The sequence below is a fragment of the Kordia periserrulae genome (assembly GCF_003054265.1).
GTDB classification, from domain to species: Bacteria; Bacteroidota; Bacteroidia; order Flavobacteriales; family Flavobacteriaceae; genus Kordia; species Kordia periserrulae.
Genome location: NZ_QBKT01000002.1, coordinates 294,400 through 319,635, shown reverse-complemented (window position 1 = coordinate 319,635; position 25,236 = coordinate 294,400). Strand labels below are relative to the sequence as shown.

Below are 25,236 nucleotides of genomic sequence, written 5' to 3'. Positions count from 1 at the left end.
CGTTGTGTGGTTTTAATCGTGATAAATATTTATTTAAAAAGATAAAATTCTTTTTTTGGTAAAACTCATATTAAATAAACAACCCTTTAATTAAAACCCTTTACTATATTTTCTTTAAATGTAACCCAAATAGTACTAACTAACAATGTGGTTTCCCGTAAAATGATAAAAAAAATAGCATTTAGGACATAAAAAACTTAAAAAATCAGCCCAAATTTCAACCCAAAAATGACCTTAAAAAAACCTACTGAAGTTTTACCCAAAAGCTGCTGAGGAAATGACCAAAACCTACGGAGGTTTTGATGAAAACCTCCGCTGCTTTTTGAAGAAAGATGCTTTACTTTTTTGAGAATCATACGCACGAAACCGAAAAAAGCTTCCAAAAAATCATTTAGATTTTAAGGAAGCTTTTGAGTTTGTATGACTTCTCGACTGCGCTCGAAGTGACATTTATTGTATAAAAAACTATTTACTCAAATACATTTTTCTACGTGAGTATAAGTTGTAAAAGTCATCGTCTTTTAAACTGTCAATGAATAAGATGCTTTCCCCAGTACTTTTCATTTCTGGTCCTAAACGCTTGTTTACATTTGGGAATTTGTTGAAGGAGAAGACGGGTTGCTTAATGGCGTAACCTTCCAATTGCGGATTGAAATCAAAGTCGGTTACTTTGTTGTGACCTAGCATGACTTTCGTTGCATAGTTTACATACGGTTCTTTGTACGCTTTTGCAATGAAAGGAACGGTACGCGATGCTCTTGGATTGGCTTCAATGATGTACACCATATCATCCTTTATGGCAAACTGAATATTGATGAGTCCGACTGTGTTTAGTGCCAAAGCAATCTTTTTTGTGTGATCTTTGATTTGCTGCATCACAAATTCACCCAAGTTGAATGGTGGCAAGGTTGCATTGGAATCGCCAGAATGAATTCCGCACGGCTCAATATGCTCCATGATTCCGATGATGTACACGTTTTCGCCATCGCAAATCGCATCTGCTTCAGCTTCTATGGCGCCATCTAAATAATGGTCTAGCAAAAGTTTGTTGTTTGGAATTTTGCGCAATAAGTCTACTACAGTTTCTTCCAATTCTTGCTTGTTGATAACAATTTTCATTCCTTGTCCACCCAACACATACGACGGACGTACTAAGATTGGGAAGTTCAATTCATCTGCCAAGGCTAAGGCTTCATCAGCATTTTCCGCAACACCAAATTCAGGATATGGAATGTTGTTTTCTTTTAATAAGGTTGAGAAACTTCCTCTGTCTTCCGCTAAATCCAACGATTGGAAGGTTGTTCCAATAATCTTGATGCCGTAACGGTCTAACTTCTCCGCTAATTTCAACGCGGTTTGTCCTCCTAACTGCACAATGACTCCTTCTGGCTTTTCATGCTGAATGATGTCATAGATATGTTCCCAGAAAACAGGCTCAAAATATAGTTTATCTGCCGTATCAAAATCGGTCGAAACCGTTTCTGGATTACAGTTAATCATAATGGTTTCGTATCCACATTCGGCGGCAGCTAACACACCATGCACACAGCAGTAATCAAACTCAATTCCTTGTCCAATTCGGTTTGGACCAGAACCTAATACGACAATTTTTTTACGGTCAGACACCACACTTTCATTGTGTACATAACGATTTCCATCGGCGGTTTCAATTTCTGCTTCAAACGTTGAATAGTAATATGGTGTTTTCGCAACAAACTCCGCTGCACAGGTATCTACCAATTTATACACACGTTTGATCCCTAGTTCTTCTCGCTTGTTATACACTTCGCTTTCCCAACAACCCAACATATGCGCGATTTGTCTATCAGCAAAGCCTTTTTGCTTAGCTTCCAGCAACATCTCTTTAGAAATGGTATCAATCGTGTTGTGTGACGAAATTTCTTTTTCTAGTTGATATAATTCTTCGTATTGCTTTAAAAACCACATGTCAATCTTCGTGATTTCATAGATTCTACTCAGCGGAATTCCCATCTGAATGGCATCATAAATCACAAAGACACGATCCCAAGAAGCATGACGCAACTTGCTGATAATTTGATCGTAATTGGTATAGCCTTTTCCATCGGCTCCAAGTCCATTACGCTTTATTTCCAATGATTGTGTGGCTTTGTGCAAGGCTTCTTGGAACGAACGTCCAATTCCCATCACTTCACCTACAGCTTTCATTTGCAAGCCTAATTCGCGGTCAGAACCTTCAAATTTGTCAAAGTTCCAACGCGGTATTTTTACAATTACATAATCCAACGTTGGCTCAAATAACGCCGAAGTAGATTTTGTAATTTGGTTGTCTAATTCGTCTAATGAATATCCGATTGCTAATTTTGCCGCAATTTTTGCGATTGGATATCCTGTAGCTTTACTCGCTAGAGCAGAAGAACGCGATACACGTGGGTTAATCTCAATAGCAATAATGTCTTCTTTTTCGTCTGGACTTACCGCGAATTGTACATTACAGCCACCTTCAAAATCACCGATACTACGCATCATTTTAATCGCCATATCACGCATTTTTTGATACGTACGGTCTGATAAGGTCATCGCTGGAGCCACCGTAATGGAATCTCCTGTGTGGATTCCCATCGGGTCCATATTTTCAATCGAACAGATGATGACTACATTGTCGTTTTTATCGCGTAATAACTCTAATTCGTATTCTTTCCAGCCCATCATCGCTTTGTCAATCATCACTTCATGAATTGGTGATGCTTCTAATCCACGACGTAGCAATTCGTCAAAATCTTTTGGGTCGTATACAATAGAAGCTCCTGCGCCACCAAGTGTGTACGAAGCTCTAATTACTAATGGAAAACCAAATTCTTGGGCAATTTCTTTTCCTTTTAAGAACGAAGTTGCGGTTGCTTGCGGCGCCATATCGACACCAATTTTTCCCATCAATTCTCTAAACTGCTCTCTATCTTCCGTAATGTTGATGGCTTCAATATCTACACCAATCAATTTTACTCCGAAATCTTCCCAAATTCCTTTTTCATCTGCTTCAATACATAGGTTTAAGGCAGTTTGTCCGCCCATTGTTGGTAAAACTGCATCCACATTTGGATGTTTTTTCAGTACTTCAATGATGGAACGTGTGGTTAGGGGTTTTAAATATACATGATCCGCCATGGAAGGGTCGGTCATGATGGTTGCAGGGTTTGAATTGATTAAAATAGTTTCAATTCCGTCTTCTCTAAGTGAACGTAAGGCTTGTGATCCTGAGTAATCGAACTCACAAGCTTGACCAATAATGATTGGTCCTGATCCAATAATTAAAATGGATTTTAAGTCTTCTCTTTTTGGCATTCTTTTGTTGTGTGTTGTGTTGCGTAAAAATAAAAAAACATTTGGGTACAAAAAAAGGTGTCGCTTAAAAAAACAACACCTTTCCTATATTACTGCTATATCATTACTTCTTGTGTCTTAATTCAGATGACACAGATAATTTTTTTCTTCCTTTTGCTCTTCTTCGAGCTAGCACTTTTCTACCGTTTACAGAAGCCATTCTTTCTCTGAAACCGTGCTTGTTTCTTCTTTTTCTTTTCGATGGTTGAAATGTTCTTTTCATTACTTAATGTATCTTTAATTTCTCTTGAATTTAATATAAACGCACGCGAGATTCCTTTCCAAAAGTGCGGCGCAAATATACAAAGAGTTTTTACTTTAACAAACACATTTTAAAAAATATTTTCGTTTGTTTTTTATACATTTGCAATCGCTACAAATATATACCAATTTATGTTCAATAAAAATATCAAACTCATTATAGCGGCAGGAGTTTTTGCCTACGCAGTTTATCAATTTTACGAAGGTTACATCGGTAACGGAATCTTTTTGATTTTGTTAGCCGCTATTTTCATTTTACTGTATTACAAAAACGAATTTATTTTATTGTCGTTTTTAAAGTTGCGCAAGCAAGATTTTGATGGCGCAAAGCGCTTATTGGGTCGCATCAAAAATCCTAAAGCGGCGTTAACGCGTAAACAACAAGGGTATTATTATTATTTACATGGTATCATGGCATCACAAACCAATTTGACACAAGCCGAGAAACATCTGCGTAAAGCGGAAAAGTTAGGATTGAGCATGTCGCACGATATGGCTATGGTAAAAATGACCTTGGCGGGAATTGCGGCACAGAAGAATCGTAAGAACGAAGCGAAAAACTTAATAAAAGAAGCCAAAGCGCTTGATAAACGCGGAATGTTGACGGAACAGATTAAAATGATGGAGCAGCAAATGAAACGCGCTGCCAGTGCGCCAAAACAACATTACGGCAACCGACAGCAAATGCGAAGAAGATAAGATTTTTACAAAGCGACTTTTTTTGAAGTCGCTTTTTTATGTACGATTTTAGATGTACCATTTTTGATTTTTCAATGTGTCAATTTGATAATTTGATAATTTGAAAATGTGCTAATGTTTTTGGTTTGATAGTTTATGTAAAACTATCTTAGGACACTAAATTGTTCATTACTTGAAGGTTTCAAAGTACTTCTCGATACAATTTTTCTGCGAAAAATCACTCGAACGGACGTGTATTGTTTCAAATTCAAAGTGTCACTTTGAGTGAAATTCTGCAAGAATTTTGTATCGAGAAGTACTTTGAAATAATCTCATATACTCACATCTCAATTCTCACTACTAAAAAAACTACAAAAGTCCATTCGTAACTAACATCTTCTTCGTTTGCGCATGATTATTCCAAAAACGATTCTTAATTTTTTGAATGGTTTCTGCGTACTCAGGATGCGATTGTAAGCTTTTCATCAGCGGATCTTCTTCTATGAATAGTACAATCCAGTATTGGAAATGGTCTTGGGTAGCGAAGATTTTCAGTTGTTCAATCGCTGCTTCTCGGTTTCCTTCGTATAAATGCAACATGGCTAAACTTGCCGATTTGTACAATGAAACATCGCTTTTGCAATACGACACATATTTATCAACATATTTTTTGACTTCTTCCTTCGCTCCTACTTTTTCATAAGAAATCGCGATTTTTAAGTTTTCTTGCGGATAGATATCTATGGTTTCATCACCTCGTAAAGCATTGTATTTTTTATAATACTGATACGCGTTTTGATAATCTTCCTGAAAATAATACAACTTGCCAATTTCTTGTAATAAATCGGTTCGTAGTGTATCTTTTTTCCATTCCGCAATCAGTTGATTGGTCGCTTTTTGAATATTTTTATGCTGTGCGTAGTTGATAAATATTTGCAAATACGGACTGTAGGGATTGTTAGGATTTTCCGCTAAAGATAATTGTATGTATTTGTGAGCTTCTTCCACAAAACCCGTTTGTACAAGCGAATTTCCTAAGTGTAGATAGATAAAACTTTTCCCAATAGAATCGTTGGCTTGAATGTTGAGTTGCTCGCCTTTGAGTGCATATTTTAAATATTTTTCCGTGTTCGGAATGGCTCTCGCATACAAATCCGAAAGAATCAACACCACAGCAGCTGCATTCGGATTGTACTCCAAGGCTTTTTCCAAATGTGGCACTGCCAAATTGAATTCTTGATTGTTGATATAATACAAGGCTTTGGCAATCAGGCTTTGATCCGATGTTGAATCGTACAAAAGTGCCTTATCTGCATTTTCATTAATTGCGTTGGTGTATTGCTTTTCTTGTTGATAAATGTCCAAATAGAAATACGCAAACGCCATTTTTGCATACGCTAAAGAAAATGTAGGATCGAGTTCTGTTGCTTTTTTGAATAATGAAATGGCTTTAAGTAAATCTTCTCGAGTTTGTGTTTGTAAAGGTTGCAAACCGCGTAAAAAGTAATCGTAGGCTTCTAAATTTTCCGTTGGTTTTTTGTCTATCAAAGCCAATTCTGCTGGTGTGACGGTTGCTCGAATTGCCGTTGCTATTTTTTTAGCAATGGTATTTTGCAATGAAAAAATGTCGCCCAATTCGTGCTTGTATTGCGCTGCCCAAATGGGCGTATCGCTGGTCACATCAATCAATTGAATGTTCAGCAATACCTCATCGCTAATTTTTTGTCCGCTGCCTTCTATGACGTAATTGACGTTCAATTCTTCTGCAATTTCAGTAATGGTTTTCGTGGTGTTTCGGTATTTTTCTACGGAAGTGCGACTAATCACGCGCAGGTCTTCTATTTTTTGAAGATTATTGAGAGATGCTTCCATCAAACCATTGACAAAATAATAATTAGTGGAATCGCTACTCATATTTTTAAATGGTAATACTGCGATGGACTTTTGTATGCTTGCGGTTTGTGTGGAATCGGCTTTTGTTTCCTTCCAAAAGAAAACAATCAATACAATGATAACAAGCGTTGCCGCCACGATGATTTTATTTGCATGCTGATTGAAAAAGCCTTGTTTTTCAGTAGTTTCAGAAGCTATTGGGATGTCTGATTCAACAATTTCTTCTGCTATTTCAGTAGGTTGCTTGCGAATTTCTCCTGGCGGAAATCCGTACAATTCTCTAAAACACTTGATAAAATACGACGTATTGCCAAATCCCACTTCATACGAAATCTCAGAAATGGTCAGTTCGGTGTCTTCCAACAATTCTTTTCCTTTTTCCAAACGGATGTTTCGGATGAATTGACTTGCTGAGAGCTGCGTTTCTTTTTTGATTTTTCGCAACAAATTTGAGCGACTCATATTAGTCGCTTCTGCCAATTCGGATACGCCAAATTGTTCATCGGAAAGATGTGCTAAAACGAGGGCTTTTGCTTTCTGTAAAAAGTCGCTTGTCGATGCTGTTTTTGACATGTTTTTGTTGCTTCGAAACGAATATATACATTTTATAGAAACTTCCCTGTTTTACGTGTTGATTTTGTGTGATGAAATTCCGTTTTGCGTCATAATTGATACTATTGCATCATAAGTTACAACCATTCTTCAAACTTGATAGTTCTTGAATCATGCGTGTTTATTGATGCGTCACGATTTGATACATCTTTGTAACAACAAAAATCAAAACACGAACTTTTAACACATTGTATCATGAAAACATCACACGTATTCTTTACAAAATTCATCTTTATTATGATTGTAGCCATTAGTATAAGCTTAACTTCTTGCGCACAGGAAAATGGTTCTAAAAGCAATCAAACATCCAAGGTAAAAGCACCAACGGTTGACATTCACACTGCAGTTCTTTCGGGAAATTTAGAAGCGGTTCAACAACATATCAAAGCAGGAAGCGATTTGAATGTGAAAGAACCAATGAGTGGTTCTACTCCACTAATTACCGCAGTTACGTTTAACAAAATCGACATTGCCAAAGCATTAATCAACGCCAAAGTAGATGTATCACTTAAAAATAACGACGGTTCCACAGCATTGCATACCGCAGCATTTTTTGGGCGTATTGAAATGGTACAACTTTTAGTAGATGCAGGCGCAGATAAAACCCTGAAAAATAGTTACGGAATGACACCAAGAGAAACGGTTTTAGGCGATTTTGCACAAGTAAAACCAATTTATGAAATGTTATTGGCACAACTACAACCATTAGGTTTTACACTCGATTTAGAAGCAGTGGAAAAAGCGCGTCCTGTTGTGGCGGAGATGTTGCAATAAAATTGCTGCTACACTGCGGAAAAGGATAAGATTACTTTTTTTAATTCACTAAAAATTACACCATGAAAACTACTAGAAGATACGATATAGATTGGCTTCGCGTCATTGCAATTGGCTTGTTACTTATCTATCATATTGCCATTATTTTTCAACCGTGGGCGATGTTTATTGCTTTTATACGAAGCGATGAACTTTCGGAAGGGTTATGGAAACCAATGACGATGTTGAACGTATGGCGCATTCCGATTTTGTTTTATGTGTCGGGCATGGGATTGTATTTTGCGATGCAAAAACGAAATTGGTGGCAACTGCTTGCCGAACGTACCCAACGCATTTTAGTACCTTTTGTGTTTGGAATGATTGCCATCACGCCGCTACATATATTTGTATTTCAGAAATATTACAAAATGGCGTTGGATTATTATCCGCACTTTGGACATTTATGGTTTTTGGGGAATATTTTCTGTTATGTTGTACTATTGTTGCCTGTATTTTTATGGCTAAAAAAACGACAAGATTCTTCTTTAAAAAAGTGGTTTGAGAAATTGTTCAAAACGCCTTTAGGACTGTTGTCGATAAACCTCTTTTTTATAGCAGAAGTATCGATTTTACGACCAAAACCGTTTGCGATGTATGCAGAAACATGGCACGGATTCTTTTTAGGATTGTTGGCGTTCTTCTTTGGGTTTTTAAACATGTATGCTGGGAAATCGTTTTGGAAAAACGTACGAAAGTGGCGCTTTTTGTATGCAGGAATCGCGGCGGTTTTGTTTACCATGCGATTTGTCGTATACGCTACAGAAGCTCCAGGCTATTTGACCGTTATCGAATCCAATTGTTGGATTTTTGCTGTCTTTGGTTTTTGCAACAGATATCTCAACAAACCTAGCAAAACGTTATCGTATTTGAGCAACGCCGCATATCCTGTGTATATTATTCACATGATTGTATTGTATTTGGCTGCGTATGTTGTGTTGCCGTATCATTTGCCCGCAATGGTCGCTTTTGTCATCATTACAGTACTTACTTTTGTGGGATGTTTTCTAATTTATGAACTTATCATTAGAAGAATTCCTTTTTTAAGACCATTTTTTGGCTTGCGCTGGAATTTTCCTTTGTTTCAGAAAAAGAACAAGAACGCACTTTCCATCACAAAAGAAGAAGCTTCGTAAGTTTTCAAGAGAACATGAGTCGTCTGTTATTTTTTACGTTTAATTTTACATCACATCAAAAAACGAACACCTAATCATGAAATTTAAAAAAATACACATCATACGGATTCTTCTTTTGACTGGAACTTTTATTTCCTTGTGGTTTGTTCCGTGGCCTATTGTAACAGCATGGATACAACCACTTCCCAAAACAGTACAAGCGCAAGTAGATAAGGTTGCCGATTATGGTTTTGACGGAATTATTGTGTATGTATACACAAAAGGAAAAGCACCTGTTTGGTATACTGCTGGCTGGCATGATAGTAAAGAAAAGATTCCCGCAAGACCAGATGCGCTGTTCAAAATTGCGAGTATTAGCAAGTTGTACGACGCCGTTGCCATTACCAAATTAGTGAGCAGTAAACGAGTATCGTTAGACGGAACACTGGCTATGTATTTTCCTGAGTATACAAATCGAATTGCCAATGCGGATAAAATTACGCTGCGAATGCTCGTACAGCATCGAAGCGGCATTCCGAACGTGACCGATACACCTAATTTTTGGGGAAATCCGCCAAATAGTAGTGAAGAAGCCTTGGAACGAATTTTCGATTTGCCTGCAGATTTCGCGCCTGACACTTCGTATGCCTACTCCAACACAAATTATATTTTGATTTCCGAATTGATTCAAAAAGTTACTGGCAACCACAAGTTTCAGTACATGAAAGACACATTTTTAACGCCGCTTGGACTTTATAATACCTACGGTTCTATTCATGAAATTGACATGAAAAATTTGATGAGCGGTTACCATGTTGGCGTGGAAGAAGATTTGAAAACAACCGATTATGGTGCCATGGTTGCCTCTGCAGAAGATGTCGGAACGTTTCTACGTGCGCTTAATGATGGCAGTATTTTTAATAAAGAAGAACGCAAAATTTACGCTTCCATTTATGTGTACAATCACACAGGTTTAATGCCTGGCTATCAAAGTATTGCGCATTATCATCCAGATATTGATACAGTCGTGATTCAATTTATAAATACAACCGATTTTAGAGGTTATAACTGGAATTTATCGGAAGTGATGTATAATAGAATTGTAGCTATTATAGAAAAGCAATTGTAATGTCTTGCTATTTTTTCGTTTTATGTCGCAATATGTCTTTTTGCAATTGCGAATCGTCTGTAACAAAGCAATTTAATAGCGATAACATTCCGTATTTTTGATGGTTTTTTGAGATTAATTCATACGCCATTTCCTGAATGTCTTCTTTCGGCGCAATGTCTTTTTTGTATTCGTGTGTGAGTACTTCTAAAAATTGACGCTCGTTTCCTTCGTGTGTTCTTGCGGCTTTGAATTGGTGAATTTCCTTTTGGAGCGCTGCTTGGTCTTTGAAATTGGCAAAGTAATTATTCGCACAGTTGACCGCGTCTTTATTTAGTGACCAACCTTTTAATAACAACTCATTCGCGGCAGGAATGTTGTTCATTTTTTTGCGATATAACAATGACGCTTTTACATATTGATTTCGCTCTACATAGTCATCCACTACAATTTGATAATGATGTGTTGCTTTTTCGGAATCGTTTATTTTTTGGTACAAATCGCCTACTTTTTCATGCTGATTCAATTCTGTATACAACTTGATAGATTTCGAATACGAGCGCGCCAATTCATAACATTCGGCAGCATTTTCTTTGTGAAAACACTTTTTTAAATACACCAAAGCCGCTTCATTGTACAAATGACCATCTTTTAAAATACTAGCAGCTCTGTATGGGTTTTGTAGTAATTTTAGCTGAATGTACGCTGCTTTTTTATATTGCTTTTTCTCGATGAAATTGTTGGTGAGTTTTTCATAATGATTGCGCAATGCGTTAAATTGTTCTTCGCCAATAGTAGACGTTTGCCCGTAGCGACTTCTCCCTTCATCTTCTTCTCCAAAAAGTTTATGTATCAAGTAAATGACCGCAAATACCACCAATGCCAACACAATGAGTTCTACCAAAAAACTAGGGAAATCGCCCGCGATGATAGAAGTCACAATAAGGTATATCAATTTCATCACCAACACCAGAAAGATGAAGGAAAACAATTTTGATTCGAAATTGCTTTTTCTTTGATTAGTCATCAGAATAAAGTTTGTTTTTATTTAGCAAATCGTATAGCATGCGAATGATAAATCCGATAGCGATAATGATAAATATGGTTTTCGTGTTTTTGTTGGCAATCATAGGATATAACAAATATGCTACCACAGCAAGAATCATTAAAATTATGATTGTTTTGCTTATTAGCGACAATTCATTTCCGCCAAAATAAAAGCTAAAACCATTATACTTATTTTCTTCTTTTTCTTCCTCGTCAAATGAAAAGAAGCTGCTTTCTTCGGGTAAATTCATCCATGAAGAATTGTTATTTTGTTCGACTTTCTTTTTGGAACGTTTTCGCGTCCATTGAATGATGAAAAGTATGATGATTCCGACTACGAGAATGTATATGATCGTCAGCAAAGTATTTTTAAGCGTAGCATCTTTAGGCTTTTCACTCGTTTTTAAATTTCCGTTAGAACCGTCAGCTGAGCCACTTTCAGATTCTTTTTGAATACTATCCAAATACTTTTGATCTAAGGATAGTATCTTTTTTTCTTCCGCTGTTAGCTTCTCTTGGTCAATTTTTGGACTTATGGTAACCGTACCAGTACCTGGCTTCACCACAACTTGATTCTGTTTATATGTATCTACCACAAGCAAACCCAACCAAAAGATGGCAATAATAGCCAAAATACCAAAAACCGTTTTAATACCTGTTTTTGTCTGTTCAGAAGCATTTCCAAATCCAAAAGACTCAAAAAAGTTACTTTTAAATCGGTATTGCGCAAATGCTTTTCCGCGTGACGTTCCTAACATGTCTAACGGAACTGCCATTTTTAGTGCAGCATCAGGATTTTTTTCTATGTATTTTAAATATTTTTCAACTTCTTTGTTGTTTCCTTCCAACACCTTTTTCATATCAAAAGGCAAGTCTTTCGTATTTACCTTTTCGTTTCCTAAGGAGTTTTCAAGTTCTTTTTCCGTTTCTGCTTCTTCAATTTCAACACTAAACGCCGTAACGTTCATCGGAATCTGTACGCCTTTTGCGGGTTTTTCTATGGCAGGAAATGCTTCTTCTGGAAATTGCAACAAGGTTTCCCAGCGAACTTCTTCGGTGAGTTCTATCAAACCAAATTCGTGATGAAAAAAGTGCGGTTTTCCTTGCGTGATTTTCGTAAACTCATCTGGCGTAAGCGACATGTTGAGTCGCGTAAACTCTGGAATATAAAAACCTGTATGCGCTTTTAAGACACACATATTACGCTGAATGTCAATTTTTTGTTGTGCCGATTTAAAAATCACCAACACGCCTGAAATACTATTTGCTTCCAAAGCGGGACATGGATACAGGGTACATTCTGACAATTTTAACTGCATACGCGTGATTTCTTCCAACCACACTTTTGGAGAAGCATGCTTGATAAAAATACCACAGCGTGGATATTGATGGTCATCGGTATGTAGCAATGCTAACTCCATGTATCAAGAATATGACTTATAAAAGGTTCTACATATTTAATGTCGAATTCGTGAATTTCTATTTTTCTCAGCATGGAATTACTTGGTAAAAAATAGTCAGCGCCTGCAAATTCTTCATCTGTTGCAAGGGCAATGTTAATTCCGATATATGATGCTACATAAAACGTTGGAATGTCAGGATTTCCACTTCTAAAGATAAGTATTCCGTTTTTATCAATTTCAATCTCGCTTCCACCTCCAAGTGATACTTTTTGATTTCGATGGCGAAAATAGACCGTTGCTTGGTCTTCTAAGTACATTTCTTCTTCTTCATCCAACAAATCAAAATAACCAATAGAGGTCACAATGTCAAGACGATGTTTAAAGTTAAATACAAGTTCCAAATCATCCGTAAATGTTATGGATTTTATCTTCGTAAATACAGAACCTTCAAAGTAGCGAACTTCGTTTTTTAAATATGCTTTATAGCTTGCTTCTAAGGCTTTGGAAGGATTTTCAATTGGTGTATATCGCTGCTCATAAATATCAAAATACGTAAATACAGGCGGCGAACTGTAATAGTTTTTCGTCACCAAATACACTTCTTCTTCATGCACTATTAGATGTGTAAAAACCTTGTTTTTATATTTAGAAAGATCAAACTTGTAACTATACGTATGATGTTGTGTTTTAAAAACCATGTGATTGTTTGCGTTCCAATACAAAATAAGCAACTCACCTTGAAACATAACACCAAACTTTTGTTGACTGATTCCTGTTACAAATCGGAAACCACAGTCAACCATTTGAAAACCTTTGTTTCGATCTTCTGTTCGAAACAAATCGCCATTTTTTTGAAGCAAATACGCACTGTGTTCATCTGTAAAATTAATTCCAATACGTGTAGGAAATCCGTATAACAAAGGATAATTGATTACGTCTTTAGCCATTGTATATACTTCTTTATCGGAAGTTTTTCGCTTTGGCGGATGTGCCCAAAGTTCTGCTAATGGCAGTTGAATGTGTTTGGACAGACTTCGCGTACCGTTTTTCAGTTTATAAACATCAATATTTCCCTGACTGTCAGAGGTAATAACACCACCAAACTTTTTATGATGCAAATTGAAAATACGTCGAATGTTATGATGTGTAAGCGTTTTTGCTACTGTAAACAGCGTGATTTCGATATTTTCCTCTTCACATTCATCGATGAATTTTTCAATCGCTTCTGCGGCGTCTAATTTTGGAGATGCTAGTTGCAATCCTGTACTGACATTTTCTTTGGTATCAAAATGCAGTTGCTGATAGGTTTCACCCAATGCATACGGTTGAAAGTACATGTTATTTTTAGGGTGATGAATAAATGAAAAAGCAGTTGCAAACGATAGTATTTTGGGCGTTCCCCAGTTTTTAATCGTGGTGTCAATTAAAAATATACGTGTGCGCAAATCTTCTTCGGGTGTGGTTTCTCGGCGAATGAATAAAGCTTCTTTATTAGCGATTCGATGTAGAAAGATTAAATCATCATTCGCGAATTCGGACATTAAAATATTGTCGAATTTTCCTTTGTTGGTAATATCCGATATTCCGCCCAAAGGCATTTCCCCAGGATGCGAATAATGCATTGGCAATTGAATTCCAGACCATAATCGCTTGACAAGACTTCCCATAAAAAAGGTTTTTGGGTCTTCTATCAATTGCTGAATGATATCTGGGTTTTGACTTATATGCTCAATTTCTGCATCTTCAGGATCCACAGGCACTTCTTCAATTTTCAACCATGCTTGTACCAAGGCTTCTACCGTTGGATAGCGTTTGTGCAACAGCGCCAATGCATTGATGTCTTTACTCAATGTCGCTACTGTAATTTCTTGTTTTACACTACATACATGAAGTTCATCGCTTTGGTTCTGAATAAAATCAAGAATTTCATCTGAGTATTTTGGCGATAGACTGTGATTTGCCATTTCAAACAAAAACACCAATAAGTCTACTCGTTTTTGTCCTTTTTTATACGCTTCTGGCAGTATGCGTAAGGTTTTGAGAAACGATTCTGCCGCAGCAAAATCAATATGACCAACCGTAGGAAAGTTTGTGTGCTTTTCTAAAGTTTCTGCAAATATTTCTTTGATTGCCGAATCCACTTCTCCAGAATTGGTTGCCAAAAACACCAACACCAACGCTCCAAAAGGCGGCAATCCTGTTTCTGAAAGTAATTGTAAAACTTCCACAACAGGCTCTTTATACACAATAGTCATTCCCTGAGGAATACTGATACAATTATAGCTTCCTTGAAACATGTGATCCACTTCCCATTCCCAAAAATAGTCATGGTAGGATTGAAAGTAATATGTTGCCTTAGCGTGTGTTGTATTCATGAGTTATCGTGACAATCGGTATCCGCTGATTGTGAGTTTTTGCAAGTCTTCTTTTGAGATTTTAAAATAGGTGTTGTTGGTTTGCATCACGATGATGCTTTTACCATGCTGATTGATTTTTTGACGGAAATAGGTCCGCAATTCAGGATATTCAAAATCGTAGCCTGTGGGTAGTAAGAAGTTTTCTGTTTGCCAAAAGACTTTTCCCGGTAAGGCAAGCAATGGCAAACCGATGAGTAAGGCTTGATTTTCAATGAGTATCCATTGCAATGGTTGCAACCGAACTGCTGGCATTTTTGGAATCGCCGCGTCCAACGTAGCTAATGAAATGAGTTGCGCTGCCGCTTCTCTTTCCACTGTTGATGGCACAATACGAAAATTTATCGTTTCTTGAATGCCGAAATAGTTAAAATTATACGTTGGCGTTTCTACAGGCAATGCTTTGTCAATTGGCGACCAAAGTAGCGAAGTTTTTAAACGCTCTTCGGGTAGATTTCCATCTAACAAAAACAAGGCATTTTCACGTTGAAAGTATATTTTTTTAAATGGAATGCTTCGAATTTCTTCACTGTGGAGTTGACTCGGAGGAATTCCGCGCACCCAAATGTCATCGCCATCAGTCGCAATTCGCAGCGATTTCCACACACGAATTTGCGCTAATTTTTCTTTATATTTTGAGGGCAATCGCAACCAATATTCGGTTACTCCTTGTGTAAGATGTCTTTCCACAATTGATCAATTTCCGTATGAATGTATTGTTTTTTCTGTTGTTCTTTTACCCAATCTGTTCGGTTTTGCAGATAGCGCAATTTGTCTTTGATGACGTTTAATTCTTGTAATGAAATGTCTTCGTTAGAAAATTTTTCTTTGAGATGCGATACTTCATTCATCAATTCTTCCGGATTGGGCGCTTTGTTAAAAAATGCTTGCGGATGCACGCTTTCTTCCGTCACTTCTTTTTCAATCAGTGCATTGACGGTGGCTTGCAAGGTTTCTATTTGTTCTTCCGTACTCCAGATATATTTCAACACCCACAAATCGGATACAATGGCTTCTTCTCTATCGCACAACATCGCACTTGCCGCAACTAAATTCTGCATTTTTACCGCACGTCGGTCAGAGACTTCGATGCCTGTGTTTCGCAAACTGTGAATCAATTCAATATACGAACTTCGGATAGGTGAAAGATTCACGTTTTTTACTTTTTCCTGCAAGTCTTTGATTTCTGCTGGCGAGATTTGTGTTTGCGCCGATTTTTCTTTTCGTTCCAATTTCCAACCCGCTTGCAGTACTTCCTCTAGTAAATCGGGTTTTACATTGTCTACTTTTAAGCGAATTAAGAAACGATCAAGCAATGCTGCCAACGCTTCATCTTCTGGCAATTGGTTACTCGCACTGATAAACATCAAAGCTGGTAAATTTTTAGTTTCTTTTCCACGACGAAATATTTTTTCGTTCAACGCCATCAACAAACTATTTAAGATTGCCGAATTCGCATTGAATATTTCATCTAAAAACACCAAAGACGCTTCTGGAAGCATGCCGTCCGTATTCGTTTTAAGTTCACCTTCTTTTAGCAAACGAATGTCTAATGGTCCAAATATTTCGTTCGGCTCCGTGAATCGCGTTAGCAAATAATCAAAGTTAATTCCGCCAATTACGTGACTTGACAATTGCTTTACAATGGCACTTTTTGCTGTGCCTGGAGGTCCTAATAGGAATACATTTTCTCTGGCTAATAAACCAATTCCCAATAAGTCAATGACCTCATCTTTTCCGACAAATACATTTTTGATTTCGTTGAGAATGGTTCGTATTTTTTGTGTTTCGTTCATAATGCTGTTGCTTGTATGGCAAAGGCTCTCCAAAAGTGTTGTGCGTGTTCACCCAATTGGATAGCGACGTTTTTTTGAATGATTTTTTGTGTTGCTAGACTGATGTCTTTTTGTGCGATGACTCTGTCAATATATAATGTTCGGAAACAATCGTTTTGGAAGAGTTTTGCGAGTTGTTCTTCTTGAATTTCTAGTTCTAAATCGTGTCCGATCGTCGAATATGAAAAGTTTTGCAGTTGTTTTTTGAGTAATTTTACCAGCCAATCGTCAAAGTCAATATACTCCAATTCCTTGATGATAAACGGCAAGAAACGCAGTGAAATATCCGCAGAAAGTATGACTGACGGCGAGATTTCTTCTGTAAAATCTGCAAAAAATTGTTGCAAGTCTTTCGGTTCTTCCAAACGATGTGCTAAAAACTGCGCTGCATAATAGATTGTTTTTGCTGCCCAAACAGCCGCTTCTTTGTGAAATACTGGTGCTTCAAACGGATAGTTGAGCGATTCGTTTTCGTATTCTTGCTGTAAAAAATCGGCTAAATCGTTCAATTCACTTTGACTCACTTTTGGTTTGTTTGTGTATAACACAAATTGCCCAGAAGTTCGCAAGTGATGAATGGTTTGTAGTATGTTATTTTGTAAACTCAAGTAAGAAATAATGGTGATTCACGAAGGAATCTGTTGGTAACACTCAAAAGAACGAATTTTTTATGGATTTGGCAATTTTAGTTGCTAGTTGTTTGTTGTTTGTTGTTTGTTGTTTGTTGTTCGTTGATTTGTCAATTCGTCTTGGCTCTTGGCTCTTAAACAAAAAAAGGAATTTCTAAATTTAAAGTGAAAGCTATTAAAGGTGACGATGATACCAAAACATTTTCCTCTAATCTTTTTTCCAAACACTCTTTCAAACTCTATTAGATTTTTTTGCTCTGTTTAATCTAAAAAAATAGACATTTTCATTCCTCTTTTTAAAATAATTTTCAATTTTCTAAAAATAGAAGAAAGAGGTATAAAAAAAGTCTACTTTTTAAAATAGCAAGAACATTTCCGTTCAAAAAAAGACGGTACAACTTATTAATTTTTAGTTATTTAGCATAGTTCTAAGACGTCAAAAGAACTTAACCAAATTATTAATAAATTAAATACATGTTATGAAAAAAGTTTATGTATTGATGTTACTTATAATTACAATTATAAGTTGCTCAAAAGAATCTGAACAATCTTTAAATCCTGAAGATCAAAGTTTGTTCGAAACAGTTAATCCAGATGCTAAGGCAGCATTTTATTTAGATGGAAAATTACAAGAAGGAGAATATGCAATTGATGAAAATCACAAGTATGTTATTTACAGTGGAAATACTGTAAAAGTATATACTTCCGAAACTACTCTTCAAAAATCAAATACTGATTTTACAAAGATTAAAGATATTATCAAAGCTGCTAAGAAGGCAACTCCAACGGGTATTCAGCAAATGGAAGATTTGGCTACTGCTCGAAAAAGAATAGAAAGATTTATAGATAATGCAAGAGCAAATCCTGTTCAAGAAAAAGTATTAGATGATCCACATTTATTAGAAAATCATGCTGATGATTTAGCGATTCACATGCGTGGTAACATTTATGGTGAAAAATACTATGTAAAAACCCAAGTAAACCAAACAACACCGACTGGAGGATTGGTTGGTGTATATGGTGTTTTAGACCTTGAGTCAGAAGTTCTTTTGGCTCCAACCACAAATGCTAGTTTATATTTAGGTCTACCAGAAACTACAGAAATTACTATGGTTAACCATGGTTTAGCAAGTAAAGGTGCATTATTAACCACTGGAGCTGACTATACTGGGACTGCAGTATTTTTTGACAATCTTTCACCTGGTGAAGAAATTGATTTTAGTGTAGCAAATTGGACAAATGTAGTATCCGTTTATGTGTACTAATAGAAGTTGTAGACTAGGAATAATTATTAATTAAAAAAATTACGAAAATGAAAATTTTAAAAAATATAAAATTCGCATTGGTGTTTTTAATTTCATTAAACACTTTTGCGTCATCAAATTATGATAATTGTACTACTAATAAAATAAAAAAAGCTGAATTAGTTGATAAAATGGCGGCAGATGATGATGTTGCTTCTGTTGTTGCCAATTTAGCTGTCTTGTCTATCCTTGAGTCAACCAAAGAAGAACTTGACTTAAAAGGACCAGGATACGATATTGATTATGAAAGAACTACGGAAGCAATTAACGCAAAAGTAGCAAATGTAAAAGCTAGTTTTCCTGAATTTTACGATTTAAGTAAAAAAGAACGTAGAGATGTTTTAAACGACGTGGCAAAAAGATCCAGCAAAATTAAAAATACTTTAATTTGTGTGATTGGTGGTACTTCAGGAGTTTTTACCGTTTGTGGTATTAATGCAGGTAGCTGGGCTTTAAAAAAGTATGCCGCATGTATGGCTGCAGGTGGATTGATTGATATTGCTTTAGAAATTTTATCCGATGGAGCAAATACTGTTGAATTACCAGAGGAAATAGCCGCTGAAAATAGAGTTTGTTTACGATTTGCATTACGTATTACTCGACAAGAAGCTATAAATATCGCTTCATGCATATTTACAGGTCTTGCTGGTGAATTCGCTACTTGTGGAACGGTATATCTTCTATCATAATTAAAAAGTCAGCACTCTAACGTGTAGTTAGCGTATGATTTTAAAGAAAATAAAAGTCAGTGAAAGTATAATTCACTGGCTTTTTTATATATGCATAGTTGATTTTTTTACGATTGAATTGTCAATAGCTTTACTAACACCTACACTTTTAATATATTTAGAAAGTCTACCTATATGTTTGCTTAAATGTAAAAACTTATACAAATTCAACCCAAAAAATGCAATGTATAAGCTTGTTCTTTTAGCATCAAAATGCTTGTGAAAATTTTCCATAGCTAAGGCTATGCAAATCACTCACAACGTTCTTAGCTACCAAAGCAGTTTTGCTTCTATAGTCCCATCTTAAAGTTAAATTGTATTATACCCTTTTACTTCTGAATAAAGGTTCAATCTAAAAGAATTCAATATGAATCGCTGCTATTACTTTTACCTATACAGCATCATGAGCATTAATCGCAGTGTTTGAAGCACTGGAAGAGCTCTAAGATATAAAAGCTATATAATTCAGATAAGAAAAGATGATTCGATTTTTTATCAGGATACAATTTTTAAATTAGCGTTCATACTTTCAATCAAATAGAATTAACAATTCCAAATTGTATTTCAATCTTGTAACGCGATGAGTAAAATATATTACATTACTGAACCACTACTTTAGTTTTTAATTTTTTAATAAGTTTTCCTGGTTTTACTCCAAATCGCTTTTGGAATACTTTATTAAAGTACGATCGACTGTTGAGTCCAACCGCATATAATACCTCATTAATAGATTGGTATTGCTTGGTAACAATTAATTCATAAGCCTTACGAAGTCGAACTTCTAGAATTACTTTTACAGGTGTCATTCCTGTTTTATTTTGTACAATTTTCGTGAATTGTTTGTGACTATATCCACATTGTTTCGCAAGTTTATGAATTGTAAATTCTTTCTTGTTTATATTTTCTAAAATAATTGCATTCACTTTTTCCATAAACTCAGCATGAGGTCCGTTAAAAGTAATTAGTTCATTTTCTAAACTTTGTAATTGCTTTTTATAAATATTTTTCTCTAAGTGATAATTAATTCTTGTAAGGAGTTCAATACTATCAAAAGGTTTAATTAGGTAATCATTAATTCCATACTCTTCTTTTTTGTGTTCCAAATACTCTTTTGCAGAAGAGGTCATGACAATAAATGGTGTGTTTTCGTAATTTTTAAGCTGCTGTAATTCAGCTTTAAGCTGATACCCATCTAGCAGCGGCATGCGCAAATCTGTCAAAATTAAGTCGTACTGTTTCTTTTTAGCAAAAGCTAGTGCTTGAGCGCCATCAAAAGCGAAAGTGCAAGTCAGTGATGGCTCTAGTAAATCTTTTAAATAACCTATCATTTCAATATTATCATCTACAATCAGGACTTGTGGTAAATTGTTTTTTTCATCCGGAATCGTAATTTCTGGTTTTGAAATGCTTTGATATTCTTGTTTTTTTTCATCAATATACAATAGTGTATTTTCAACCGTTAATGGTAATTGAATTGTAAATACGCTTCCTACATTTTTTTTACTGTCTAATTTAATAGTTCCGTTTAATTTTGTAACCAACTCATAAACAAGTGATAAGCCAATACCAAAACCACCATTTGTTAAATTATTTTTAGTTTGATAAAAACGATTAAAAATTAATTTTTGTTCCTTTTTATCAATACCAATTCCCTCATCTTTCACTATAATATTCAATCCTTTTTTATCTATAAATGTATGCACATAAATTCCATAGGTAGGACTTGTATATTTGAGCGCATTAGACATAATATTGTTGATGATTTTATGCAAATCATCATAATGAAATTCTATTTCTTGGTCTGTCTTAATATTAGACTTGTAATACAAATACACTCCTTTTATTTCTGCAACTCCTTGAAACGCAAACGTACTTTCTCGTAAAAACACCTCCATTTTTTTAGATGTCTTTCTACTTTCTATCGGGTTTTTATCTTGTTTTAAAAGTGACAGGAAATTATCTAGCATAGTAACAATTTGTTCATTATTTCGAATTGTCAAATTGGCATACTCTACAATTTTAGAATAATCCATTGTTTTCGTTATCAAGCGTAAATAACCGAGCGTGATGGTAATTGGTGTACGAATTTCATGTGATAAATTTTCAATAAAATTATTTTTAATTACCGCAACCTCTTTCATTTTTTCATTTTCATATTGTAATTTGAGTCGTTTCTTTTTACGCTTATGCAGAATAATTAAAAAGATAAGAATCAACACGGAAGCAGAGATAAGAAGTGTAGAAAAAATATAAAACTTCTTATTGCCTTCCATTTTCACTGTGTTCATAGCATTAATTTCATGCAATTCCTTTATTTTCCGATTCTGATTTAGTTTAAAATTTAAAATAGCTGCATTTAAATTTAGATTAAAACTCTTGATAGAATCTCTGATGCTATGAAAATTTTCCAAGGCTTTAAAAGCTTTTTTATAATTGCCCAAAGCTTTATGCGACATATACACAACTCTATGCAATTTGAGTACTTCAGATTGCGCTACATACGTAAAAGCTGAATCATTTTGAGCAATCTCAACATAGCGCAGTGCCTGCTTATAGTTTTGCTCTTTCAACGCAATGATTGCTAAATATATATTTTCAATAGCTTTATCTTCTGGTTGTGCTACGCTTTTCAATTCGCGTATCTTATTAATATAAACCCGAGCTGAATCCGTTTGATTACTTTTTAAATAGCATCTTTTGAATGCTGTATAATATTCCTTTAAAATTCTCGCATCAGAATTAAAATCATCTACGTTAAGTGTTTTCAATACATTAATAGCAGCATCAGTATCACCTATAAATGCAATATAAGAGGCATGATTTATTAAAATTTGACTCTTTAACAAAGCTGAAATTGGCTTGGGTAAATAATGATTCATTAAAACAGCATCTGCTTCTTTATACAAAGCAGTACTTTTAATTTTTTTGTATATTTTCGAAAGTTTTAGGTATGTAACAATCTCTTTGTCAGTTGCATGAATACTTTTAAAATAATCCAACGCCTTTTGCAATGACCGAATAGATTCAAAATATTTTTTCTTAAATAATTTCTCATTTGCCTTATACAAAGCTGCATTTCCCAATACTTCAGGATCTAAGAGATTATTTTCAATTTTTTCATAATAATGTTGGACAGAATCATATTCTTTTTTTCCATCATAGATATTTAATAAAAATAAAAGTGTTTTCGCGTAAATCTTGCTTGAATCTGAATACAAATGATGAATTGAACTTAGTTCTTTCTCAAAAAAATTCAGAATCCTATCGGCTCTTTTTAAAGTAGTATCAAGAGAAACTGCCGAAACATCGTTCAACATTTCTGTATAATGTTCTTTAAAATAATTTAAACATTCTGAATTAAGATTATGCTTCACATTCGGGTACAAGAAATTTACCCCTAATAGAAATATAAGTAGGATTTTTCGTTTCATAGCAATACAAAATAACTAAAAGTAAGCTACAAAATATTACGGTTTTTCCTTCAAAATACGTAAGGTAAAAAAAGAGAACATAAAAGTTAAAAAAAAAGACACACTCTAAATAGTATTCAAAATATTGATTGCCAATTATTTAAACTCAAAAACATCTATTAATAAGTAAAATTTCATCTAGCAACTAGCAATCATAAATAAAAGTTAAACCCTATGATTATTTAAAAAGAAATGTTAAAAAATTATTCAGAAAATATGATGTCAATATATTAAAAACTATAGCACGCGAAAATTAAACTTTATAAATGTCTAAAAAAATGTCAGAAAATCTAAACACTTATATTAGTGTTTTTTAATTCAAAATTGAAAATTCAGAATTCTAAATTACTTAGCATAATAGCCTTTCTCTGGAATCGCGATTTTGTATAATTTACGTGATCTGTTGTTCAACTTGTTTTCGCGCAACCACGGATTGTGGATTTTTAAAATTTTATAGTTGATGTCAAATTTCTTTGCGAAGCTGGCAATGTTGGTAATCGCAGTATCGACCTCAACTTCATACGTTGGAATATATTTGTACAAGTGTTTTTCATTGAAATTGAAACCGTATTTTTTAGCATTGCTAAAGATTTCTTTCAGAGCGATTACACGAAAGATATAACGTCCTGTTTCTTCTCCTAACAATAAATCATAATACGAATCTACTTGCTGATCTTCCAAACGACGGGCAATTCCCGCATTTCCTGCGTTGTACGCTGCTGCTGCCGAAGTCCAATTGCCAAAACGCTCTTTAGCTTCCAATAAATATTTACACGCTACATGCGTCGCTTTTTCTAAATGATAACGTTCATCCACATTATCGTTGATTTCCAAACCGTTTTCGCGACCTGTCGCTTTCATAATTTGCCAAAAACCTCTCGCGCCTGCTGGCGATGTTACATTTTGCAAACCACTTTCAATCACCGCCACATATTTAAAATCGTCTGGAATTCCGTATTGCTTTAAAATTGGTTCAATGATTGGAAAATATTTGTTGGCACGTTTAAACAGTAACAAACCATTCGATTGCCAATAGGTATTTACCAATAATTCTCTGTCCATTCGCTCTTTGATATCTGGCAAGTGCAACGGCACTTTTTCTCCGGCAAACTCCAAGGTTTCTGGTACGTCTATAGCATATACATTATAATCGTTAAAATCATTGGTAGCTGGTTTTGAAGAAAATGTGTTCATTTTTGAAGGATTTTCATCCGAAAGTGCTGCATCTTGTGTGACAGCATTCATTAGTAAAATTCCAAGAAAAATTAATCCTAAAAAGGCAAATCCGTTTTTGAATGTACGCATGGTATTATTGTTTTTTTATGATGTTAATCAAATTTCGTTGACGGTGTTGAACTTGTAAAATGGTCGGATAGGGATTACAAAAATAACAAACTGATTTAGAACCAAGAAGCTATCTGTAGTTTTTAATGTTAAAATAAGAAAAGTTTCGCTATTCTTTGATGAATCGTGGAAGATTTTCATTAAACCATTTGAATTTGTTCAAAATCATGATATGCGTGCCACCTTTGACAGGAATGCAATCAGAAATGTATTTGATAGGAAAAACTCGATCTTTTTCGCCATGAATGTGAACGGTATTTGGCAAAGGCTCCTCTTGCTTCCAATTGACAATTTGCGCGATAGACCAATCCAAATAGTATTTATCACGAACAGACAAAAATTCTTCATACAATTCCAAACGCTTAGTCGCCAAATCGCCAAAAGCAAATTTGCGCAATACCTCTATATTGTTGACCAAACTCGTGGGAAAGAGTTTGTAAATTTTCGTTGCTCGGGCAAATCGCATGCGTCGTGGCAATTCGTATTTGGTTTTAACACTCGATACCACAAAAATCTTTTTTACGTTGATATGACGTGCCATTTCTTGCACCAAAATTCCACCAAAAGAAACCCCAATTAACACCACATTGTCATGTTGAATTTTTTGCGTCATGCGCAAGGCGTAATTTGATAAAGTCTCTCCTTTTTCGGGTACAAACCATGTTAAAAAATGTACTTCAAATTCGTCTTCAGGAAGTGTAATATGTTTAAAAATAGAAGGATTAGCCGCCATTCCTGGCATAAAATAAACTTGTATTTTGCTAGCACTCATGCAAATAGAAACGTTAAAAACTCGGAAATCTACTATAAATTTCGTATCTTTGCAAAGTTAATTCAACATTTCTTCTAAATACACCACATTTTTTTTAAGAAAAGATTAATTTAAAATTTATACTGCTATGACTGATACAATGGTTATCAATGATAACGAATTTTTACGCCAATTTGAATACAAAACGGAACATGGAATTGCCAAAATTGAGTATTCTCTGCAAGAGCGTAAAATCTTTTTGACAAAATTAATCGTTCCTGAAGAGCTTGATGATGTAGAGTTTAAAAACACATTCATTAAAACTGTTCTCGATAGTATTCAAGAGCGAAACTTGAGAGTCGTACCAACTAGCCCACGTGTAGCTAGTTTTTTGCGAAAGCACAAAGAGTATAAAGATTTGTTGCCTGTAGGCGTACGAATCTAAGAAAAAGTTAAGGGAATCAATCGATTCCC

General features: G+C 35.1%; 19 protein-coding genes. 7 read left to right on the top strand and 12 right to left on the bottom strand.

What is annotated here, in order from left to right:
• Positions 1-465: 465 nt before the first annotated feature.
• Both carB and rpmH read right to left on the bottom strand, forming a co-directional pair.
• Complete coding sequence (gene carB, locus C8N46_RS05465; RefSeq protein ID WP_108113867.1) at positions 466-3,321, bottom strand: carbamoyl-phosphate synthase large subunit; 2,856 nt, start codon at positions 3,319-3,321, stop codon at positions 466-468.
• Positions 3,322-3,424: 103 nt separating this feature from the next.
• The gene (rpmH, locus tag C8N46_RS05460) at positions 3,425-3,583 is read right to left on the bottom strand and encodes a 50S ribosomal protein L34 (protein WP_108113866.1); all 159 of its coding nucleotides are present in this window, start codon (positions 3,581-3,583) and stop codon (positions 3,425-3,427) included.
• Positions 3,584-3,753: 170 nt separating this feature from the next.
• On the opposite strand from rpmH, the gene C8N46_RS05455 reads away from it, so the two are divergent.
• Entirely contained in the window at positions 3,754-4,320 is a 567-nt protein-coding gene (locus tag C8N46_RS05455; RefSeq protein ID WP_108113865.1) for a hypothetical protein, read from the top strand.
• Between the two features lie 348 nt (positions 4,321-4,668).
• On the opposite strand, the gene C8N46_RS05450 is transcribed toward C8N46_RS05455, so the two are convergent.
• Positions 4,669-6,765: a helix-turn-helix domain-containing protein gene (locus C8N46_RS05450; protein ID WP_108113864.1), complete on the bottom strand. Its 2,097-nt coding sequence runs from the start codon at positions 6,763-6,765 to the stop codon at positions 4,669-4,671.
• A 234-nt stretch (positions 6,766-6,999) separates the two neighbouring features.
• On the opposite strand from C8N46_RS05450, the gene C8N46_RS05445 reads away from it, so the two are divergent.
• The 3 genes from C8N46_RS05445 (at position 7,000) to C8N46_RS05435 (ending at position 9,858) form a co-directional block, all read left to right on the top strand.
• Positions 7,000-7,578: an ankyrin repeat domain-containing protein gene (locus C8N46_RS05445; RefSeq protein WP_245896729.1), complete on the top strand. Its 579-nt coding sequence runs from the start codon at positions 7,000-7,002 to the stop codon at positions 7,576-7,578.
• 62 nt (positions 7,579-7,640) lie between these two features.
• On the top strand, positions 7,641-8,750 hold the full coding sequence (locus C8N46_RS05440; protein ID WP_108113863.1) for an acyltransferase family protein: 1,110 nt from the start codon (positions 7,641-7,643) through the stop codon (positions 8,748-8,750).
• Positions 8,751-8,826: 76 nt separating this feature from the next.
• Positions 8,827-9,858, top strand: a complete 1,032-nt coding sequence (locus C8N46_RS05435; protein WP_108113862.1) for a serine hydrolase domain-containing protein — start codon at positions 8,827-8,829, stop codon at positions 9,856-9,858.
• Positions 9,859-9,865: 7 nt separating this feature from the next.
• Here the strand turns inward: C8N46_RS05435 and C8N46_RS05430 are convergent, their stop codons facing one another.
• Genes C8N46_RS05430 through C8N46_RS05405 form a run of 6 tightly spaced genes read right to left on the bottom strand, consistent with a single transcriptional unit; the run spans position 9,866 to position 17,144 of the window.
• A complete protein-coding gene (locus C8N46_RS05430) occupies positions 9,866-10,864 on the bottom strand; it encodes a soluble NSF attachment family protein (protein WP_108113861.1) in 999 nt (332 codons plus the stop codon).
• On the bottom strand, positions 10,857-12,305 hold the full coding sequence (locus C8N46_RS05425) for a hypothetical protein (RefSeq protein WP_108113860.1): 1,449 nt from the start codon (positions 12,303-12,305) through the stop codon (positions 10,857-10,859). Before C8N46_RS05425 ends, C8N46_RS05430 begins: the two co-directional genes overlap by 8 nt.
• A complete protein-coding gene (locus C8N46_RS05420) occupies positions 12,296-14,662 on the bottom strand; it encodes a hypothetical protein (protein ID WP_146169740.1) in 2,367 nt (788 codons plus the stop codon). Before C8N46_RS05420 ends, C8N46_RS05425 begins: the two co-directional genes overlap by 10 nt.
• A 3-nt stretch (positions 14,663-14,665) precedes the next feature.
• The gene (locus tag C8N46_RS05415; RefSeq protein ID WP_108113858.1) at positions 14,666-15,391 is read right to left on the bottom strand and encodes a hypothetical protein; all 726 of its coding nucleotides are present in this window, start codon (positions 15,389-15,391) and stop codon (positions 14,666-14,668) included.
• Positions 15,364-16,497 carry an AAA family ATPase gene (locus C8N46_RS05410; protein ID WP_108113857.1) on the bottom strand — a complete coding sequence of 378 codons (1,134 nt, stop codon included), beginning with the start codon at positions 16,495-16,497 and terminating at the stop codon, positions 15,364-15,366. Before C8N46_RS05410 ends, C8N46_RS05415 begins: the two co-directional genes overlap by 28 nt.
• Complete coding sequence (locus C8N46_RS05405; RefSeq protein WP_108113856.1) at positions 16,494-17,144, bottom strand: hypothetical protein; 651 nt, start codon at positions 17,142-17,144, stop codon at positions 16,494-16,496. Before C8N46_RS05405 ends, C8N46_RS05410 begins: the two co-directional genes overlap by 4 nt.
• A 500-nt stretch (positions 17,145-17,644) precedes the next feature.
• On the opposite strand from C8N46_RS05405, the gene C8N46_RS05400 reads away from it, so the two are divergent.
• Positions 17,645-18,430, top strand: coding sequence for a hypothetical protein (locus C8N46_RS05400; protein ID WP_108113855.1), 786 nt, complete (start codon positions 17,645-17,647; stop codon positions 18,428-18,430).
• A gap of 47 nt (positions 18,431-18,477) precedes the next feature.
• The gene (locus tag C8N46_RS05395; protein ID WP_108113854.1) at positions 18,478-19,158 is read left to right on the top strand and encodes a hypothetical protein; all 681 of its coding nucleotides are present in this window, start codon (positions 18,478-18,480) and stop codon (positions 19,156-19,158) included.
• A gap of 638 nt (positions 19,159-19,796) precedes the next feature.
• On the opposite strand, the gene C8N46_RS05385 is transcribed toward C8N46_RS05395, so the two are convergent.
• From C8N46_RS05385 to C8N46_RS05375, 3 genes are all read right to left on the bottom strand, one after another.
• Positions 19,797-22,571: an ATP-binding protein gene (locus C8N46_RS05385; RefSeq protein WP_211314473.1), complete on the bottom strand. Its 2,775-nt coding sequence runs from the start codon at positions 22,569-22,571 to the stop codon at positions 19,797-19,799.
• A 441-nt stretch (positions 22,572-23,012) separates the two neighbouring features.
• The gene (locus tag C8N46_RS05380) at positions 23,013-23,972 is read right to left on the bottom strand and encodes a lytic transglycosylase domain-containing protein (protein ID WP_108113851.1); all 960 of its coding nucleotides are present in this window, start codon (positions 23,970-23,972) and stop codon (positions 23,013-23,015) included.
• Between the two features lie 148 nt (positions 23,973-24,120).
• On the bottom strand, positions 24,121-24,783 hold the full coding sequence (locus C8N46_RS05375; protein WP_108113850.1) for an alpha/beta hydrolase: 663 nt from the start codon (positions 24,781-24,783) through the stop codon (positions 24,121-24,123).
• A 127-nt stretch (positions 24,784-24,910) separates the two neighbouring features.
• Between C8N46_RS05375 and C8N46_RS05370 the strand changes: the two genes are divergently transcribed.
• A complete protein-coding gene (locus tag C8N46_RS05370) occupies positions 24,911-25,207 on the top strand; it encodes a GNAT family N-acetyltransferase (protein WP_108113849.1) in 297 nt (98 codons plus the stop codon).
• Positions 25,208-25,236: the final 29 nt, after the last annotated feature.

Excerpts from the sequence above, each read along its gene's own strand:
- carB (WP_108113867.1), bottom strand. The coding sequence starts at position 3,321 with ATGCCAAAAAGAGAAGACTTAAAATCCATTTTAATTATTGGATCAGGA.
- rpmH (WP_108113866.1), bottom strand. The coding sequence starts at position 3,583 with ATGAAAAGAACATTTCAACCATCGAAAAGAAAAAGAAGAAACAAGCAC.
- C8N46_RS05455 (WP_108113865.1), top strand. The coding sequence starts at position 3,754 with ATGTTCAATAAAAATATCAAACTCATTATAGCGGCAGGAGTTTTTGCC.
- C8N46_RS05450 (WP_108113864.1), bottom strand. The coding sequence starts at position 6,765 with ATGTCAAAAACAGCATCGACAAGCGACTTTTTACAGAAAGCAAAAGCC.
- C8N46_RS05445 (WP_245896729.1), top strand. The coding sequence starts at position 7,000 with ATGAAAACATCACACGTATTCTTTACAAAATTCATCTTTATTATGATT.
- C8N46_RS05440 (WP_108113863.1), top strand. The coding sequence starts at position 7,641 with ATGAAAACTACTAGAAGATACGATATAGATTGGCTTCGCGTCATTGCA.
- C8N46_RS05435 (WP_108113862.1), top strand. The coding sequence starts at position 8,827 with ATGAAATTTAAAAAAATACACATCATACGGATTCTTCTTTTGACTGGA.
- C8N46_RS05430 (WP_108113861.1), bottom strand. The coding sequence starts at position 10,864 with ATGACTAATCAAAGAAAAAGCAATTTCGAATCAAAATTGTTTTCCTTC.
- C8N46_RS05425 (WP_108113860.1), bottom strand. The coding sequence starts at position 12,305 with ATGGAGTTAGCATTGCTACATACCGATGACCATCAATATCCACGCTGT.
- C8N46_RS05420 (WP_146169740.1), bottom strand. The coding sequence starts at position 14,662 with ATGAATACAACACACGCTAAGGCAACATATTACTTTCAATCCTACCAT.
- C8N46_RS05410 (WP_108113857.1), bottom strand. The coding sequence starts at position 16,497 with ATGAACGAAACACAAAAAATACGAACCATTCTCAACGAAATCAAAAAT.
- C8N46_RS05400 (WP_108113855.1), top strand. The coding sequence starts at position 17,645 with ATGAAAAAAGTTTATGTATTGATGTTACTTATAATTACAATTATAAGT.
- C8N46_RS05395 (WP_108113854.1), top strand. The coding sequence starts at position 18,478 with ATGAAAATTTTAAAAAATATAAAATTCGCATTGGTGTTTTTAATTTCA.
- C8N46_RS05380 (WP_108113851.1), bottom strand. The coding sequence starts at position 23,972 with ATGCGTACATTCAAAAACGGATTTGCCTTTTTAGGATTAATTTTTCTT.
- C8N46_RS05375 (WP_108113850.1), bottom strand. The coding sequence starts at position 24,783 with ATGAGTGCTAGCAAAATACAAGTTTATTTTATGCCAGGAATGGCGGCT.
- C8N46_RS05370 (WP_108113849.1), top strand. The coding sequence starts at position 24,911 with ATGACTGATACAATGGTTATCAATGATAACGAATTTTTACGCCAATTT.